At 56.9% G+C, this 17,778-nt stretch carries 13 protein-coding genes; 4 read left to right on the top strand and 9 right to left on the bottom strand.

Annotation, left to right across the window (positions count from 1 at the left end; all coding sequences use genetic code 11):
- Positions 1–26: 26 nt before the first annotated feature.
- A protein-coding gene (locus ACQE2I_RS01825; RefSeq protein WP_427029054.1) for an IS3 family transposase occupies positions 27–1,594 on the bottom strand; the annotation gives its coding sequence in 2 pieces (ribosomal slippage) (positions 27–1,129 and positions 1,129–1,594; 1,569 coding nt in all).
- Between the two features lie 324 nt (positions 1,595–1,918).
- Between ACQE2I_RS01825 and ACQE2I_RS01820 the strand changes: the two genes are divergently transcribed.
- The 4 genes from ACQE2I_RS01820 to ACQE2I_RS01805 all read left to right on the top strand — a co-directional run bounded on the left by ACQE2I_RS01820 (position 1,919) and on the right by ACQE2I_RS01805 (position 6,778).
- Entirely contained in the window at positions 1,919–2,431 is a 513-nt protein-coding gene (locus ACQE2I_RS01820) for a molybdopterin-dependent oxidoreductase (protein ID WP_427029794.1), read from the top strand.
- On the top strand, positions 2,431–4,224 hold the full coding sequence (locus tag ACQE2I_RS01815) for a sensor histidine kinase (protein WP_427029792.1): 1,794 nt from the start codon (positions 2,431–2,433) through the stop codon (positions 4,222–4,224). Before ACQE2I_RS01820 ends, ACQE2I_RS01815 begins: the two co-directional genes overlap by 1 nt.
- The gene (locus ACQE2I_RS01810; RefSeq protein ID WP_427029791.1) at positions 4,214–5,278 is read left to right on the top strand and encodes a response regulator; all 1,065 of its coding nucleotides are present in this window, start codon (positions 4,214–4,216) and stop codon (positions 5,276–5,278) included. The genes ACQE2I_RS01815 and ACQE2I_RS01810 overlap by 11 nt, the downstream gene beginning before the upstream one ends.
- An 81-nt stretch (positions 5,279–5,359) precedes the next feature.
- Positions 5,360–6,778: an IS1380-like element ISPsp9 family transposase gene (locus tag ACQE2I_RS01805; RefSeq protein ID WP_192536339.1), complete on the top strand. Its 1,419-nt coding sequence runs from the start codon at positions 5,360–5,362 to the stop codon at positions 6,776–6,778.
- 301 nt (positions 6,779–7,079) lie between these two features.
- Here ACQE2I_RS01805 and ACQE2I_RS01800 read toward each other — a convergent pair whose 3' ends face one another.
- From ACQE2I_RS01800 to ACQE2I_RS01765, 8 genes are all read right to left on the bottom strand, one after another.
- Positions 7,080–8,462 (bottom strand): L-serine ammonia-lyase, encoded by a 1,383-nt coding sequence (locus ACQE2I_RS01800; RefSeq protein WP_427029790.1) that lies wholly within the window; start codon positions 8,460–8,462, stop codon positions 7,080–7,082.
- 46 nt (positions 8,463–8,508) lie between these two features.
- Positions 8,509–9,375, bottom strand: a complete 867-nt coding sequence (purU, locus tag ACQE2I_RS01795; protein WP_427029789.1) for a formyltetrahydrofolate deformylase — start codon at positions 9,373–9,375, stop codon at positions 8,509–8,511.
- A gap of 49 nt (positions 9,376–9,424) precedes the next feature.
- Positions 9,425–10,057 (bottom strand): sarcosine oxidase subunit gamma, encoded by a 633-nt coding sequence (locus ACQE2I_RS01790; RefSeq protein WP_427029787.1) that lies wholly within the window; start codon positions 10,055–10,057, stop codon positions 9,425–9,427.
- Positions 10,050–13,127: a sarcosine oxidase subunit alpha family protein gene (locus ACQE2I_RS01785; RefSeq protein ID WP_427029786.1), complete on the bottom strand. Its 3,078-nt coding sequence runs from the start codon at positions 13,125–13,127 to the stop codon at positions 10,050–10,052. Before ACQE2I_RS01785 ends, ACQE2I_RS01790 begins: the two co-directional genes overlap by 8 nt.
- The gene (locus ACQE2I_RS01780; protein ID WP_427029785.1) at positions 13,124–13,465 is read right to left on the bottom strand and encodes a sarcosine oxidase subunit delta; all 342 of its coding nucleotides are present in this window, start codon (positions 13,463–13,465) and stop codon (positions 13,124–13,126) included. Before ACQE2I_RS01780 ends, ACQE2I_RS01785 begins: the two co-directional genes overlap by 4 nt.
- Before the next feature lie 22 nt (positions 13,466–13,487).
- Positions 13,488–14,738: a sarcosine oxidase subunit beta family protein gene (locus ACQE2I_RS01775; protein ID WP_427029784.1), complete on the bottom strand. Its 1,251-nt coding sequence runs from the start codon at positions 14,736–14,738 to the stop codon at positions 13,488–13,490.
- Positions 14,739–14,750: 12 nt separating this feature from the next.
- The gene (gene glyA, locus ACQE2I_RS01770) at positions 14,751–16,064 is read right to left on the bottom strand and encodes a serine hydroxymethyltransferase (RefSeq protein WP_427029783.1); all 1,314 of its coding nucleotides are present in this window, start codon (positions 16,062–16,064) and stop codon (positions 14,751–14,753) included.
- Between the two features lie 293 nt (positions 16,065–16,357).
- Positions 16,358–17,464 carry an FAD-binding oxidoreductase gene (locus ACQE2I_RS01765; RefSeq protein ID WP_427029782.1) on the bottom strand — a complete coding sequence of 369 codons (1,107 nt, stop codon included), beginning with the start codon at positions 17,462–17,464 and terminating at the stop codon, positions 16,358–16,360.
- Positions 17,465–17,778: the final 314 nt, after the last annotated feature.

Here is a 17,778-nt window from a genome sequence, read left to right as displayed (position 1 = left end):
AAGAAATCTGTCGCCTCTGAGATCATTCAGGCCACCTGTTTTTCCGGTTCAGCGACGGTGACCTGGAGCTCCCGCTCCGGGTTAAGAGATACGGTGCCAATCGGCGTCCAATTGCGGGTCTTGCCGCTCCAACGAGCGGGGTTGGCCGCACGCGCTGCCTGATTGATGGCATGCCGCTTTGCCAGCACGCTAGTATCCTCGCCAGCATGTCGCTGTGCCGGTGTCACCAGGCGGATCCCGCTGTGGCGATGCTCGTGGTTGTACCACTGCACGAAGCTGGCCACCCACTCACGGGCGTCGTCGACCGTGGCGAACCCATCAACTGGGTAGCAAGGCCGGTATTTACAGGTGCGAAACAGCGCCTCCGAGTAGGGGTTATCATTGGAGACCCGCGGCCGGCTGAACGATGGCGTGATGCCAAGGTCATGCAGCTTCTCCAGCAGCGTCGCACCCTTGAAGGGGCTGCCGTTGTCCGCATGCAACACCAGCGGCTGATCGATGATCTGCTCGGCCAGCACCGCCCGCTCCAGCACGGTACGGGAGTTGTGGGCCGACTCGGCCAGGAACACTTCCCAGCCGGTGATCTTGCGGCTATAGATGTCGAGCAGCATCACCAGGTAGTAGTACTGCCCCTTGATCGGACCGCCCATCCATGTGCAATCCCACGACCACACCTGGTTCGGCGCGGTGGCCTGGTAGGTCGTGGGCTTGGCGCGGCGCTGAGGTACTTTGGCGCGGCCACGATGCACCACTTCTCGGTGCTTGTGCAGGACGCGGTAGAACGACGAGGGGGATGCCACGTAGCGCTGCTCTTCGTCGAACAGGCGCACCACGATCTGCTCTGGCGGCAGGCTCGCGTACTCGGGGCGGTGGCACACGTCGAGAATCTCCTGCTCTTCGGCCGGTGTCAGCGCGTTAGCCGGCACCGGCCGGTCGACCAAAGGGCGCTGGTCCTCGCGTAGCTCGCCGTCGCGCGTCCAGCGCTGGTATGTTCTGGCGGTGATGCCGAGTTCGCGGCAGGCGGCGTCCAGGCGGGCCCCCTGGGCCCGGGCGTCTTCGATCAGCGCGATGGCGCGTTGGCGATCTGGGGTGCTGATCATGCGTCCTCGTCCCCCCAGATCGCCCTCGCCTTTTTTCTGAGGGCCAGTAACGCCGCGGTTTCTGCCAGGGCCTCGTTCTTGCGGGCGAGCTCCTTCTCCAGCGCCTTGATGCGCTTGCGTTGCTGCTTGGCCTCGTCGGCCTCACGTTGGCGTTCTGACTGGGAGAGGCTGGCGGCTTGCTCGCAGTCGTGGCGCCACCGCTCCAGCTGCTCGGGATAGATGCCCCGGCGGCGGCAGTATTCCGCAGCCTCCTGGACGTTCATCGAGGCGGTCTCAAGCACGGCGTTGAACTTGTCCTTGGACGACCAGCCATCGGCGCCCTTGCCCAGAGCATCCGGCAGGCACCGCCCCTCAGCGCGGGCTTCCTTGCGCCACTTGTAGACGGTGCCCAGCGAGATCCCTTCCTGCTCCGCGATCACCTTCGGGGAGAGGTTGTGGGGAGGCAGCAGCTTGGTCACTACGGCTTGCCGGCGCTCCTCAGAGTAACGAGGCATGAGTGTCTCCTTTCGCCCCCTGATCGGTTTATAAGAACAGGGTATCAGAGGGTGCGACACTCATCCTGACACTGGGGGCCCTAGACAAACAACGCTCAACGCGTTCTTGGAGATTCTCCAGGCTGTTCGTCAGCCACATTGTCGATGAACGTACCCACATAAACCCAGCCAGCCCGTTACACTTTTTACTAAAATTAGCACTCTCCCTAATTGCCGCCCCCTTCGTTTGAACAGGGCCGACGTGTTAACGCCGTATAATCAAGTGAAACACTTTGCTAGAGTGGCCAGTAGCTGTTGAGCTAAATCTACATTGGGATAACAACCATGCAAAAAAACCTGTTTCTGCTTGGTACCTTGGCTGCCTTATTACTCAATGCACCATTGGCGGCGTACGAAGGCCCGTTACCGGCTCCTTCTGAACCAGTGATCCTGACCATCGATGGTAATATTCACCACACCAATGTCGGCGATACCGCACAGTTTGATACAACGATGCTGGGGAGTCTGGAAACCCATACCCTGGCTACCGAAACCTCTGTTACCGACGGCGTCAATCAGTTTGCAGGTTTTTTACTGCGCGACCTGCTGAAGTGGGTAGGTGCCGATGGTGAGCAGATCATTGCCACCGCACTGAATGACTATATTGTTGAGATCCCGCTGAACGACTTTTATCAATACGATGTGCTGGTGGCCACCCATATGGATGGCCAAGCGCTAACCCCACGCGATAAAGGGCCACTGTGGATCGTTTACCCACGTAGCGACCACACAGAGCTGCAAGATATCCGCTACGACTACCGCTGGGTATGGCAACTTAATGGATTAACGGTGGAGTAATGCGCCTTCCATCTCGGGTGCGTATTTACTGGTTGCCACTCGTCGCCATTGGCCTGTTTATCCTTCTTTTGTTCTTCTCTCTGCTGCGCCTTTCTGGCGTTGAGAAAGATATGCGTAGCAACGTTGATGAGAACATGCTGTGGGTGATCACTCAGGCCCAGATAGCAGGCCACCGTTTGCAGGAAGCGGTGCTGCGTCATGCCATGGATAAACCCGATGCCCGGCCAGAACAGCGCTTGGACGTGCTCTACAGTCGCCTAACGCTGATGGATCAAGGCCCTCAGCGGCGCTACATTCAGGCCCTGGGGTTCGAGCCACAATTGGATGACACGCTTAAGCAGCTAGAAGAGATTGATACCCTCCTGCCAGCACTCTTGCAGCAGCAATTAGCCGCTGATGACATGCATCAGACTATTCAGCCACTGCTCGACACGCTAAACCACATGGCCAACACCATTATGATGGCGGAATGGGAGTTTGCCGGCGAACGCCTGGGCGCTTATCGCGACAGCTTGATGCAGGTGATTTATTCGGCGGTGGGCATACTGGTGACCGGCCTGTTGCTCGCCCTGCTACTGCTGTGGGCACTGAGCAAGCGTCGCCAGGCACAAGAGGCGCTCACCCAGCACCTTGACCACCTTGAAGACGTGGTCAGCGCGCGCACTCAAGATGTAGAAGCTGAGCGCCGTCGTCTCGCTGACTCGATCAACACCGCCCCCGATGGTTTTGCTGCTTTTGATGTCGATGGGCAGCTACAGCAGACCAATACTCGTTTAGTGTGGCTGCTACCCGAGGCAACGCGCATTTTCCCCCCAAAAGCCTCCTTACACGCCGTGATAGCACAGCTCAATCAAACTTGTATTGGCACCTCTGAGCCTCTCAGCCTCGCCACTCCACAATGCGATATCGAGCTTACGGGCGGTGAGTGGCGACAGCTAACGTTGCGCAAAATGCAATCCGGCGGATACGTCATGCGTCTTGCTGATATTACGCCTTATAAAAAAGCCGCCATTGCCCTAGAAAATGCCCTTGAGCGTGAGCAAGGCGTCAGTGATTTCTACCGCAGTTTTGCTGCCATGGTGTCCCATCAGTTCCGTACCTCGCTGGCGGTGATTGATTCCGGCCTGCAGCGCTTGATACGTCGCCCCTCGGGCTACACAGTAGAAGAGCGGGAAGCCCGCTATCAGCGCCTGCGCGATACCGTCACTCATATGACCGAACTGGTAGATGCCTCGCTGTTAACGGCGCAGTTGGATGCAGGCCAGGTAAACAGCCACCAGCAACCCCACGACCTAATCGCGCTGATCGACAAGGTCTGCTATCTGCACCAGGAAACAGCAGGCAATAACCGCCCGCCAGTTACCTTCACTGTGCATCCTGCAACGCTAAAAACGCTTCTGGTTAGCTGTGACAAAGCGCTGACCGAGCAGATCATCGACAATCTGCTGACCAACGCTCGCAAATACTCGCCCCACGGCAACGCTATCAATGTCGCGCTATCCCATGATGCACGATGGGCTTATTGCCGTGTCAGCAATCAAGGAACCGTGATTGCTGAGAGTGAGCAAGCACATATCTTCGAGCGCTTCTACCGCGGCGCCAACAGCGGTAGCGAACAGGGGCTAGGCCTAGGGCTTAACATCGCCCGCACGCTGGCACGTATCCAACAGGGCGAGTTGGCATTGCTCGCCTCAACCACTGGCACCACCACCTTTCAGTTCACCCTGCCACAGTCCCAGACGCAGAGTGATCAACACACCACTCGAACGGTCAGGAGTCAGCATGGTGAATGAACGAGCGCCGCTGGTGTTATGCGCTGAAGATCATGACGAACTGCGGCGGGACTTATGCGACGAGCTACGCGAGGCGGGCTATCGCGTGGTGGAGGCCTGCGATGGCGAAGAGGCACTGGCACACTTGAAGGCGACGCCTGATGTGATTCTCTGCGATATCACTATGCCGGGGCTAAACGGCTATGCCTTGCTAGAGCAGGTGCGAAATGGCTTTCCGGAGCTGGCGGACACACCGTTTATCTTTCTGACCGCGCTCTCGGACCGTTTTGATATTATCGAGGGTAAACGCCTGGGCGCCGATGATTATCTGGTCAAACCGATTGACTACGACCTACTGCTGGTCACGCTAGAAGCACGCCTACGCCAGGTAAGTCGCATGCGTGCCAAAAGCACCCAGGAGCTCGACCACCTGAGTCAAGGCATTCACCACTTACGCCGTGAAATCAGTGACCGCGCCTTTGCCGCCGCCAAGAGCGCGCTGGACCTGATGGCCACCGGGGTAGTGCTACTTGATAACCACGGCCAACCACTGTTAACAAACCGCGCCGCGTTGCGCCTCAATCTGGATAAACCGCCCTTCAAAGCAGCGCCCAACCTGGAGCGCATCAGCGACGCCACTAGCCGCCAGCTGCATCAAGCAGTGCGAAAAAGCCTAATGGCTAATCGCTGCAGTGCAGAGCGCACTGACTGCCTACGCCTTTCCCGCTTAAGGGGTAGCAGCGACCTAATGCTGTTTATTTGCTCTCTCGCCAGCGGCATCACAGACGCTGGCAGCCCTGCCGTAGCAGTGATGCTAATCGACCCGAATCAGCGAGTTCAGCTACCAGAAAACCTGCTGGCCGAGTTGTTCGGCTTGACCCCGACCGAGGCAACTATCGCCATGTATTTGGCCGAAGGGCAGCGCAAAGAGGATATTGCTGAGCAACTGAGCGTTTCCACAACCACAGTGGCCTTTCATCTAGGCAACCTGTTCCAGAAAACCGATACACGACGCCAAGCGGAATTGATCGCCGTCATACTGGCTGGCTCAATGAGTTTATCGATTGAAAGCTGAGCCACGAAACGTAATCCCGGCTTATTCACGAGACTCACCTGAAAACGAAGATGGCGAGTGGTTTTCTCTTGTAGAATCAGGATGTTCCTGCCAGAACATGATTCAAGAGGACCACTCGCCATGGGTGAAAGCCTATCCACCTGGACGCCCTCGTGCAACGGCTCTGTCCGTGTCGAGCTGAGCGGCCAGCGCACCACCAGCGACAGCGGCGCTCTGCTGTTGCGTGAAGCCCTCGACAACAGCGGCGTGATTGAGGCGCTCGAAGACAACCTGGTCGATCCGCGTCACCCGCTGCGTATCCGCCACTCGCTGGCCAGTCAGCTACGCACCCTGGTGCTGCAGCGCGCGATGGGCTGGATCGACCTCAGCGATACCGACACGCTGCGCCGTGACCCGCTCTGGCAGCTGGCCTGCAGCGATGCGCGCGGGACGACGCCATTGGCGCAGGACAGGCCGTCTCAAGCCACGCTGTCGCGGCTGCTGACCTGCCTCGGCCGAGACGACAACATCGATGCCGTGCACGAAGGCCTGCTGCGACTGGTGGTCTGGCGCCTGACCTCGCTGAAGAACGGCGAGCGCCCCAAACAGCTGACCCTGGACATCGACGGCCTGCCAATCGAGGTCCACGGACATCAGGGCGGCTCGGCGTATCATGGCCTTTACGGTGCGCGGATCTACTCACCGCTGGTCGCCTCGCTAGCCGAAACCGGCGATATGGTCGGCGGGCTACTGCGAGAGGGTAACGCCGGCCCGGCAGAGAACGCCGACACCTGGATCCCGCATCTGGTACGACGACTCAACGAGAGCACCGGGGCACAGGTTCGTGTGCGCATCGACGCCGGTTTTACCGATAACGCGACGCTGGAGGCCCTGGAGGATCGGGAGATCGAATACCTGGGCCGGTTGCGCAGTCACACCGGTCTACAGAAGCTGGCAGCACCGCTCCTGAAGCGGCCACCCGGCCGGCCACCCGAGCAGCCTCGCGAGTGGTGCCACGATCTGGAGTACCAAGCCGGCTCCTGGTCGGCACCGCGGCGCGTAGTGCTAGTGGTGCAGGAACGCCCCGATGACCTGCTGCTGCATGCCTTCTTCCTGGTCACCAACCTCAGCAAGTTCGACTGGCCGCCAGAGAAGGTCCTAGCACTCTATCGCAAGCGCGGCAGCGCCGAGGCGCACATGGGCGAAGTGAAGTCGGCGCTCGACGTGCACCTCTCGTCGACCGATCGCGGCGCCTCCACCGTTCAGGACGTGATGGCGCGCAACGAGGTGAGCTTGCTGCTCAGTCTCTACGCCTACCAGGTCCTGCATGGCCTGCGCTGCCTCCTGGAGCGGCAAACCCGACAAGGCTGGAGTCTGAGTCGGATGCGCGAGCAGGTGCTCAAGGTCGCCGCCACGCTGAGGCTGCACGCTCGGCGAATCACCGTTCATCTGGGTGCCGCCGCCGACAAGTGGTGGCCGACGCTGCTGAAGGGGCTACCGAAGCTGACCGCACTGAGCTGACGCTCCTGCGAGACCACCACAGCATCAGAAAGCGAGCGACCGGAGCGGCGGTCGGCGATCACGGCTGCTTGGACGGCCGCCATTGATTCCAAAGAGCTATAAGTAAGTAGGAAAAGGGCTGCGTTCTGGCATTACTCAACAGCCACTCGCGCTGAAGAGGCGAATCCTGATAAGCAATGCCAACAGCCAGTACCTTCAGACCGCTCAATCAGCGCCCTCGTGAATAAGGCGGGGTAATAACACTAGGTACCATCTCTCCTAACCGGCTACAAACTAATCAGCAAGCGTTCTTCGGCCCTTATTAACACTCAATAGCATTCACAGCTAAGCCACCTTTCGATGTTTCTTTGTACTTATCCAACATATCTCTGCCGGTATCGCGCATGGTACGGATTACTTTATCTAACGATATAAAGTGAGTGCCATCACCCCGCAACGCCATCTGAGCGGCATTGATCGCCTTTACCGTTGCAATGGCGTTGCGCTCAATACAGGGGACTTGAACTAGCCCACCCACGGGGTCGCAGGTTAATCCTAAATTGTGCTCCAGGCCAATTTCGGCCGCATGCTCGACTTGTTCGGGTGTACCGCCCATCACATCAGCTAAACCGGCTGCTGCCATGGCGCAAGCTGACCCAACCTCCCCTTGGCAGCCCACTTCGGCACCAGAGATCGAGGCATTTTTCTTGCAGAGAATGCCAATAGCGCCTGCCGCCAGCAAAAAATCCACTACGTTTTTCTCGCAGGCGTTGGGCTGAAATTTCATGTAGTAGTGCAAGACGGCGGGGATAATGCCCGCGGCGCCGTTGGTGGGTGCCGTTACCATGCGCCCGCCAGCGGCGTTCTCTTCGTTAACGGCGAGGGCAAAAATATTCACCCACTCCATCGCTGAAAAAGTTGAGGCTATCAGGCAATCATTTTGCTCTGCCGCTTGAAGACGCTGGTGAAGTAGCTTAGCCCGGCGTTTAACTTTTAACCCGCCCGGCAGTATCCCCTCGTGGGTTAGGCCATTATCAATGCATTCACACATGACTTGCCAGATACGCCACAGCTCGTTTCTGACCTCCTCCTCTGTCCGCCATACTTTCTCATTTTCCAGCATCAGCTGGCTGACACTTAGCTGCTCTTTTTTACATAGCGCTAAGAGTTCTGCAGCCGTGTCGAAGTTGTAAGGAAGGGTAGCTCCATCTAAATCGTCTAACGGCATATCTACCTGAGCTTGCTCAACAACGAAACCACCGCCCACCGAGTAGTAGGTATTTTCGTACACCACATCACCCTGATGCGTAAAAGCAGCCAGCCTCATCGCATTGGGGTGGTGAGGTAAACTCTCTTCATGAAAATAGATATCTTTATCCCAATTAAAAAACACTTCTTTTTGTCGGCCGAGTGTTAATAACTGACTCTCTTTAAGGCTTGTTATGGTTGGCTCAATAAGCGTGGGATCAATCGTGTCAGGGCGTTCGCCCAGGAGCCCCATAATGATAGCGTGATCGGTGGCATGCCCAATACCCGTAGCAGATAACGAGCCATAAAGATGGACTTCAATATGGCCTACCTCATCGAGCAGGCTGTTTTTGCGCAAGGTTGTGACATACTTAAAAGCCGCCTGCATGGGCCCGACGGTATGGGAACTGGAGGGGCCTACGCCAATCTTAAAAAGGTCGAAGACACTGATAGGCATTGGAGCACCTCTTGGCGTTTATCAATAACAGCATTATAAGAAATCGTTAGTTACCAAAAACTACCGTACGGCCTGAATAAAAAAACACCCGCCGTTCTAAGTGATAGCTAATCGCCCTAGCCAGAGTTAAGCACTCGATATCACGCCCTTTGGCCACCAGATCCTCGGGATAATGAGTATGGTCGACGGGCTCGACCCCCTGGGCAATAATCGGCCCTTCATCAAGGTCATTATTAATATAATGCGCCGTAGCGCCGACAAGTTTGACGCCTTTTTCGTAGGCCTGATGATACGGTTTAGCACCCTTAAAACCGGGCAGCAGCGAGTGATGAATATTAATCGCCCGACCCGCCAATAGCTCGCACATGGAAGGCGAAAGCACCTGCATATACCTGGCCAGCACCACTAATTCAGCGTCGGTATCCGCGATAATTTCGCGTACCTGCGCCTCCTGCTGCAATTTAGTCTCGGGGCTGATCGGTAAATAGTGATATGGCAGGCCGTGCCATGTTGCCAACGGCTCCAGATCAGGGTGGTTGGAAATCACCGCTTTTATATCAATCGGCAGTTGCCCAGTACGATAGCGATAGAGCAGATCATTTAGACAGTGATCAGCTTTCGAGACAAGGATTACGGTGCCGGTGCGCTTACCCGGCGCAGTCAGTTCAAACTGCATGTCGAATTCGCCTGCCCGCGCTGCAAAACCGGCTTCAAAGCTCTCTTCATGGAACGTGTCTCGCTCTGGGCGAAACTCAGCGCGAATGAAAAAGCGTCCACCCATCCGATCATCGAAAGAGTTAAGCTCGGTGATATAGCACTGCTGCTCCTTTAAAAAGCGCGTAACGACGTCCACCGTTCCCAAGCGACTGGGGCATTGGGCGGCGAGTATCCAGGTGTCACTCATTCGGCTCATAGTGTATGCATCTCTGTTAGCGGCCGAAACAGCGTTTCGGCCTGCCTGCTTATGGCTCTACGTTGACGCCATACTCTGCGCCAGCATCCAGTAACCAGCGGTAGCAGTAGTCGGCAAAACTGCGCCGCACCACTAACTCCCAGCGCTCTTCACTGGGACGACGAAGAATAGTGGTCGCCTTGGCGAAGACAGTAGTGACACCCTTCCCCACTGGGAAATTGCTGGGATGAACATCGTAGATTACCGTTTTCATCAACAGCTCTCGGGCCGCCTCGCCGGAAAGCTCGATGAGGGTCTGGCCACCGCTGACATCGCTAATCGCAAAGTGAGCGCTGCCCAAATGCTCACGCAGTTTTGTCTCCAGCGGGAATTCTTCGCCACCAGGTACGATCACCAGCCACTCATCAGGGGAAAGCCACTGAATGGAACGCTCTCCGCTGGCATCCTGCACCAGCGCCTGGGGCTGACCAGGTAAGCTGAGCCCCAGCACGTCGCGCACCGCCTCATCAAGGACAATTGCGCCGCCACGCAGGATCAAATGCCCTAGCATCGCCCGCTCGCGTAGCTTAAGACGGTAACCACTGCCCCGAGGAGCGCCGTTGTGACGGTAGCTATAGGCTAACGGGGACTCTACCGGGATAGCGGTATCAGTACGGGTATCGAAAGTAGCCGCGTTAGACATTTTGGCGCTCTCCCTTGGGGTCGTAGAAAATGGTGCTGACGATTTCAGCCTCATGGGTTTTCCCATCCGCCATGGGCAGGTAGACCGTCTCGCCTAATTTCTGGTGGCCACCCTTAACCACCGCTAGCGCAAACCCTGAATCCAGAATCGGGCTGTAGTAGCTGGAGGTTACATGGCCCACCATGGGCATGGGGATCGCGTGCTTAGGATCAAACACGATCTGGGCCCCCTCTTCTAGAATCACCTTCGGGTCTTTCGGCCGGAGCCCCACCAGCTGCTTGCGGTTCCCGCGCTTGGTGTCGGAACGGGTCAAGGCGCGCTTGCCAATCCATGAGTAGGGCTTGTCATAGCCGATCGCCCAATGCATGCCCAAATCTTCCGGGGTAACCGAGCCGTCGGTTTCCTGACCCACGATGATGAAGCCCTTTTCAGCACGCAGAACGTGCATGGTTTCGGTGCCATAGGGCGTCAAGCCATACTTCTCGCCATGCTTGAACAGGGTCTGCCACACATGCATGGCGTAGTTTGCCTGAACGTTGATCTCGAAGGTTAGCTCGCCCGTAAAAGAGATGCGGAAGACTCGGGCAGGCACGCCCGCCACTTTCCCGGAGCGCCAATCCATGAACTTAAAGTTATCGCGGTCGAGGTCTATGTCGGTGATCTCGGTGAGCAGTTTGCGCGCTTCCGGACCAGTGATAGTCATGGTGGCCCAGTGATCGGTCACCGATGAGAAATAGACATCCAGTTCCGGCCATTCGGTCTGATGCCATAACTCCAACCACTCAAGGATCGCCGCAGCACCACCGGTGGTAGTGGTCATCAAGAAGTGGTTGTCGGCCAGACAGCTGGTCACGCCGTCGTCGGTGACCATGCCATCGTCTTTGCACATCAGGCCGTAACGGCACTTGCCGACCGCTAGTTTTTCCCACTTGTTAGTGTAAATCCGCGCCAGGAATTCACGCGCATCAGGCCCCTGGATATCGATTTTACCCAGCGTTGAAGCATCGAGGATGCCCACCTTCTCGCGCACCGCCAGACACTCGCGAGCAACCGCCTCAGACATACTCTCGCGTTCGCCATTGGCGGCCCCAGCGCGTTTTTGTGGATAATACCAGGGACGCTTCCACTGACCGACATCCTCGAACTCGGCGCCACGCTCTACGTGCCACTGGTGAAGCGCGGTGTAGCGCTCAGGGTCGAACAGGTCACGGCAGTGGCGCCCCACAATGGCACCGAAGGTGACGGGGGTATAGTTGGGGCGGAACACCGTGGTACCCACCTCGGGAATGGAGCGACCCAGGCAGCGGGCGGCAATCCCCATACCGTTGATATTGCCCAATTTGCCCTGGTCGGTACCGAAACCCATCGCGGTATAGCGCTTGATATGCTCGATGGACTCGAAACCCTCCCGAGTCGCCAGCTCGATGCCCGCTGCGGTGACGTCGTTCTGTAGGTCAACAAACTGTTTTGGCCCGCGTAGGGTGGGTTTCTCATGGGGCACTTGAAACAGTGCCACCGCAGCCCCCTGCTGAAGGTGTTCGGCGCTGGGCAGGTTAACCTTCTGGGCGGCATGTCCCGTAGCGTCGGCTGCCTTGATGCCCGCCTCGGCACCCTCGGCGAGCACGTCACCCAGGGCATAGGTGCCATTAGCACCACCGCAGGCATGAACGCCCCCCACTAGACCCGGCACAAAGCCGAGAATATCGTCACGCCAGGTAGGCCGCGCACCGGTATGCGAGGCCAGGTGAATCACCGGGCTATAGCCCCCCGAGCTGGCGATGGTGTCGCAGGCCAGCTCCTGGATTGGGCCACTCACTTTGAAAGCGTCAATATCGATCTTGGCGACCCGCGCGGCGGTAACTCGATTGCCTCCCTTCGCCTCTATCACAGCACTGCCAGCAATGATCTTGATGCCCTGGGCGCGGGCAGCATCTAGCCAATCCCCAGCAGGCGTTTCCCTGGCATCAACGATGGCCACTACCTCACAACCTGCTTCTTTCCAGTCAAGAGCCGCGCGATAGCCGTAGTCGTTACTGGTAGAGAGCACCAGTTGACGCCCCGGCACAACGCCATAGCGGCGAATGTAAGTAGACACAGCGCCCGCCAACAGATTGCCCGGCACATCGTTACCCGCATAAACCAGCGGCCGTTCGTGGGCGCCTGTAGCCAGGATCACTTGGCCAACGCGTACCCGATGCATCCGGGAGCGCACTGGGCGGTGGCCATTGACGGCAGTGGCCGTTTCCCCCAAATGCTCGGTACGTCGCTCGTGCAGCGTCACAAAATTGTGATCGTGATAGCCGTTAGCCGTGGTGCGTGGCAGCAGCGTGACGTTGTCGCACGCGGCCAACTCCTCAATCACCCGTGCAGCCCACTGGTCTGCTGGCTTGCCATCCAGGGTTTCGCGGCTATCCAGCAGCGAGCCACCCATCTCTTCCTGCTCATCGGCAACGATTACCCGGGCACCGCTGCGCGCGGCCGCCAGCGCCGCCGCCAGGCCAGCAGCACCCGCACCGACGACTAGCACATCGCAGTGCTGATTGAAGTGATCATAGCTATCCGGATCGTCTTCCATCGGGCTGCGCCCCAAACCGGCGGCCTTGCGAATGTATTTCTCGTAGGTCAGCCACATCGAAGCTGGGGCCATAAAAGTCTTGTAATAGAAGCCTGGCGGCATGAACCGCCCGCCCAGCTTGCCAATCAAGCCCATTAAGTCCCGCTGAACATTAGGCCAGCCGTTGGTGCTACAGGCGGCTAGGTCGTTGAACAGCGCTTGTTGAGTAGCGCGTACGTTAGGCACCTGAGCTGCTTCGCTGCTACCCAGCTGAACAATGGCATTGGGTTCTTCAGCGCCTGCGGCGACGATGCCGCGAGGCCGCGAGTACTTAAAGCTACGGTTGACGATATCCACGCCGTTAGCCAACAACGCTGACGCCAGCGTATCGCCTGGGTGCCCTTGGTAACGCTGGCCGTTGAAGGTAAAGTTCAACGTGCGGGAGCGATCAATACGCCCGCCCGTGTTAAGGCGGTAGGCTTGTTGTTGATGCTTGTGTTGCTTGGACTGGCTCATGCCCGCACCTCTTCTTGATCGCTTACCGCAGCGGCCTCATGAGGCTGGTTCTGGCTGTCGGCGGTAATCGACGGCTGCTCGCCCATTTTGTAGGTCTCGAGAATTTCGTAGCTCACGGTGTGGCGCGTTATGTTGAAGAATTTACGGCAGCCCACCGCATGCACCCACATCTCATGGTGCACACCACGGGGGTTATCGCGGAAAAACAGGTAGTTACCCCATTCCTCGTCACCACACGCCTCAGGCTCTTTGGGTCGCTCGATATGCGCCTGGCCCTTGGGGTGGAACTCCTCTTCTTCACGGTGTTCGCCGCAGTAAGGGCAGTAGATATAGAACATTTGGATACTCCTCGTACAAACCCTAGTGAGCCACGCCGGCAGCGCCGTGTTCGTCAATCAGCGCCCCGCTATGGAAGCGGAACATGGAGAACGGCTCAGCGATGGGGTGCATCTCACCCTTGGCCAGACTGGCGGCAAACACATGCCCCGATCCTGGAGTAGCTTTGAAGCCACCAGTCCCCCAGCCGCAATTGAAGTAGAGGCCTTTCACCGGCGTTTTGGAGATAATCGGACAGGCGTCCGGACAGGTATCAACGATGCCACCCCACTGACGGTTCATACGCACCCGGGAGAAGATCGGGAACATTTCGACGATCGCCTGAAGCGTGTGCTCCACGGTGGGGTAGCTGCCACGCTGACCATAGCCGTTATAACCGTCGATGCCCGCACCGATGACCAAGTCGCCCTTGTCGGACTGGCTAATATAGCCATGCACTTGGTTGGACATCACGACGGTATCGAGAATCGGCTTGATCGGTTCGGAAACCAAGGCCTGCAGCGGATGGGACTCCAGCGGCAGCTTAAAGCCAGCCATGTTGGCCAGCACGCTGGAATTACCGGCGGCCACGCAGCCCACGGTTTTGGCCTCAATATCACCACGGTTGGTGTGTACGCCATAGACCTGACCGTCACGGATTTTGAAACCTGTGACCTCGGTTTGCTGGAGAATATCTACCCCGTGAGCGTCAGCGCCCCGAGCATAGCCCCAGGCCACAGCATCGTGGCGCGCTACACCGGCGCGCGGCTGCCAGGAGGCGCCCATCACCGGGTAGCGAGCGTTCTTGGAGCAGTCCATGATCGGCACCAGCGACTGTACTCCCTGGGCGTCCAGCACTTCGCCGTCGATACCGTTCAGGCGGTTGGCGTTGACGCGACGCTGGATATCGCGCATATCCTGCAGGGTATGCCCCAGGTTAAGAACCCCGCGCTGGGAAAACATAACGTTGTAGTTAAGATCCTGGGAAAGCCCTTCCCACAGTTTCATGGCATGTTCGTAAAGGGTAGCCGATTCGTCCCATAAGTAGTTGGAACGCACGATGGTGGTATTACGGGCGGTATTACCACCGCCCAGCCAACCTTTCTCAATGACCGCTACATTCTTGATGCCGAACTCTTTAGCCAAATAGTAGGCTGTGGCTAAGCCATGACCGCCACCGCCGACGATGATCACATCGTACTGCTTCTTGGGGGTAGGATTACGCCACTGGCGCTCCCAGTTCTCATGGTGGTTTAGCGCGTGCTTGACCAGACCGAAGCCGGAATAACGTTGCATAGGGGTCTCCTCTCAAGCAATGGATTCGACGGCTTCAGCGGCGGACTCAGCGTAGACAGGATGCCGGGCACACACGTCAGCCACTTTGGCTTGTACCTCGCTTTCGATGAAAGCCGTGTCTTTGCCTGCGGCCAACTCGTCCAGAATGTCGCATATCCAGCCAGCCAGCTCACTACACTCTTCAGCATCGAAGCCACGAGTAGTTACCGCCGGGGTGCCAATACGCAGACCAGAGGTCACGAAGGGGCTTTGGGGGTCGTTGGGCACCGTGTTTTTGTTGACCGTGATATGCGCGCGGCCAAGTGCTGCATCCGCATTTTTACCGGTGATACCTTGACGGATAAGCGAGACCAGAAAGAGGTGGTCGTCGGTACCGCCAGACACTACATCATACCCACGCTCGACGAACACCTTAGCCATGACCTGGGCATTATCAATGACTTGCTGTTGGTAGAGCACAAACTCTTGGTTCATGGCCTCCTTAAACGCCACCGCCTTAGCGGCGATCACATGCATCAACGGGCCACCCTGCTGGCCTGGAAAAACCGCGCCATTAAGCTTTTTATAGAGCGCTTCGTCACCATCGGCAGAGAGAATCAAACCACCGCGTGGGCCGCGCAGCGTTTTATGGGTCGTTGTGGTCACCACATGGGCGAAGGGAAGCGGGCTTGGATAGAGTCCGGCAGCCACTAGGCCCGCAACGTGGGCCATATCGACCATTAACCAAGCCCCCACCTCGTCGGCGATGGTACGAAAACGGCGCCAATCCACCACGCGAGAGTAGGCGGAAAAGCCGGCAATGATCATCTTCGGCTTGTGCTCGCGAGCCAGGCGCTCAACTTCTTGGTAATCGATCTCGTCAGTTTCTGGCTTGAGGCCGTACTGTACGGCGTGGTAATGCTTACCCGAAAAGTTGGGGGCGGCCCCATGGGTTAAGTGCCCACCGTGGGCAAGGCTCATACCCAACACGGTATCGCCCGGCGATACCAGCGCCATAAACACAGCGGCATTGGCCTGGGCACCGGAATGCGGCTGCACATTGGCATAGTTGGCACTAAACAGGTTGCAGGCACGCTCGATGGCCAGGGCTTCAACCTTGTCAACAAACTCACAACCGCCGTAATAGCGGCGGCCTGGATAGCCTTCTGCATACTTGTTGGTCAGCTGCGTGCCCTGCGCTTCCATAACAAGTTTACTGGTGTAGTTTTCGGAGGCGATCAATTCAATATGCGCTTCTTGGCGAACCGTTTCTTCAGCAATTGCATCGGCAAGCAAGGTATCGTAATGGGCCAAGCGGGCATTAGGGGAAAAATTATTGTGAAGCATTATCGCCTCCTCATTAGTCACTTTTTTATTAAGTGCTGAACATACTCTGTAATGCTGATAAACCCAGGTCGCTATCAACCAAAGTCCCTATCAACGCGTTGTTACCGCGATACTATCGTTGGTTTCCGGGCCCAAGATGCTTGCCGACGTCACCACTCGGTGTATTTGCGACATCGGCAACATTTAGAATGTGTCGTAGAATGGATGAATATTTATTAGCAATAAAAAAGCGCTCTATACAAACAATAGCCGTTTAAAGCGCTTTAATTTATTTATTAAAAAGTCTGCTTACGCTAGAAATCTACAACCAGATCCCCTTTCGGACGACTGCAGCAAGACAGAATGTAGCCTTCTTCGACATCCTCATCCGTAATACCGCCGTTATGCTCCATCTCCACGTAACCCGACTTAAGCTCAACGCGGCAGGTACCGCAAATCCCCATACCGCAGGCCTTGGGAATATGCAGGCCAAGCTTCGCTGCCGCCGCATGCACGGTCTCACCGGGCTGGATGCGGACACTTTTTCCTGAAGACGCGAATTCGATGCTGTGCAATTCACTGCTATCGACATTTTCGGCGTCGACTTCTGCCTGCTCAGCCAATTCACGCACATCATCACGGACAGCGACCGGCGTGGCGCCAAACGACTCTTCGTGGTAATGGTTCATGTCAAAGTTGTTGCTACGCAGGATACGTTTAATGGCTTCCATGTAGGGTGTTGGGCCGCAACAAAATATTTCCCGCTCCATAAAGTCCGGCACTATCAGCTCGAACAACGGCTGGGTTAGATAACCACGGTAGCCAGCCCAAGCCTCACCAATATCCTCCTTGTTCTCGCAAATGATATGCAGTTTGAACTCAGGGATACGCGAAAACATATGCACCAGTTCACGGTGATAAATGACATCGCGAGGGGCCCGGGCGCTGTGAACGAACTCAACGTCGACAGTGGCGTTGGTATCAAAAAGCCAGCGCGTCATCGACATCACCGGCGTAATACCCACACCGCCAGAAAGAAACAGCACTTTCTCGGCCGGAAAATCGATAGCGTTAAAGTTACCTACCGGCCCGTGCACCACCAGCTCGTCGCCTACCTTTAAATTGGCATGCAGCCAATTGGATACCTTGCCACCCGGCACTTGCTTAACGGTGATCGAAAAGCTGTAAGGGATGGAGGGCGAACTGGAAATCGTATAGGAGCGCATGATCGGCTGATTATCAATCTCAAGCTCCAACGTAACAAACTGACCGGGCTTGAAGAAGAACAGCACAGGCTGCTCGGCCATAAAACAGAACGTACGTACATCCTGGGTTTCCTGGATTACCTTAACGCAACGTACCTGATGGCGGCCGTTGGTCCAGGTTTGGGTCGTGACCGGGTTGAAGTAGTTAGTTGTCATTTTGCCTCTGCCTGACCAGCCTTCATCGCTATGCCTCACCGAACCGTATTCGTTGTACGGCCAGTACCTTGAACTGCATTTTGGGGACGCGCTTCCTGACCGACTTACCTGACAGCGACGCGCACTTACCTCGTGCCCCTCTTTAATGTTTAGAAATCTCTTTTTTAGTCGCCACTACGTCAACTTATGTCGCGGGCAGATAACCGGCCGGGTTTAGCCTGCAACACAATCGGATCCTGAATGCAGATAGCATCTGAACAAAACGCCAGGTTACGCAGCAGAACAATAAGATTAAGCAGTCTTGACTAACGGCC

This window comes from Halomonas sp. H2, from assembly GCF_050215315.1.
Classification (GTDB): domain Bacteria; phylum Pseudomonadota; class Gammaproteobacteria; order Pseudomonadales; family Halomonadaceae; genus Vreelandella.
The sequence above is the reverse complement of the archived record's forward strand: the minus strand, read 5'-3'. Positions and strand labels throughout refer to the sequence as shown.

What these genes read in the sequence shown, in the direction of transcription:
- ACQE2I_RS01790 (WP_427029787.1), bottom strand. Translation starts at nt 10,057, where the DNA reads ATGTCTAACGCGGCTACTTTCGATACCCGTACTGATACCGCTATCCCG.
- ACQE2I_RS01775 (WP_427029784.1), bottom strand. Translation starts at nt 14,738, where the DNA reads ATGCAACGTTATTCCGGCTTCGGTCTGGTCAAGCACGCGCTAAACCAC.
- ACQE2I_RS01810 (WP_427029791.1), top strand. Translation starts at nt 4,214, where the DNA reads ATGGTGAATGAACGAGCGCCGCTGGTGTTATGCGCTGAAGATCATGAC.
- ACQE2I_RS01800 (WP_427029790.1), bottom strand. Translation starts at nt 8,462, where the DNA reads ATGCCTATCAGTGTCTTCGACCTTTTTAAGATTGGCGTAGGCCCCTCC.
- ACQE2I_RS01765 (WP_427029782.1), bottom strand. Translation starts at nt 17,464, where the DNA reads ATGACAACTAACTACTTCAACCCGGTCACGACCCAAACCTGGACCAAC.
- glyA (WP_427029783.1), bottom strand. Translation starts at nt 16,064, where the DNA reads ATGCTTCACAATAATTTTTCCCCTAATGCCCGCTTGGCCCATTACGAT.
- ACQE2I_RS01785 (WP_427029786.1), bottom strand. Translation starts at nt 13,127, where the DNA reads ATGAGCCAGTCCAAGCAACACAAGCATCAACAACAAGCCTACCGCCTT.
- purU (WP_427029789.1), bottom strand. Translation starts at nt 9,375, where the DNA reads ATGAGCCGAATGAGTGACACCTGGATACTCGCCGCCCAATGCCCCAGT.
- ACQE2I_RS01780 (WP_427029785.1), bottom strand. Translation starts at nt 13,465, where the DNA reads ATGTTCTATATCTACTGCCCTTACTGCGGCGAACACCGTGAAGAAGAG.
- ACQE2I_RS01820 (WP_427029794.1), top strand. Translation starts at nt 1,919, where the DNA reads ATGCAAAAAAACCTGTTTCTGCTTGGTACCTTGGCTGCCTTATTACTC.
- ACQE2I_RS01815 (WP_427029792.1), top strand. Translation starts at nt 2,431, where the DNA reads ATGCGCCTTCCATCTCGGGTGCGTATTTACTGGTTGCCACTCGTCGCC.
- ACQE2I_RS01805 (WP_192536339.1), top strand. Translation starts at nt 5,360, where the DNA reads ATGTTCCTGCCAGAACATGATTCAAGAGGACCACTCGCCATGGGTGAA.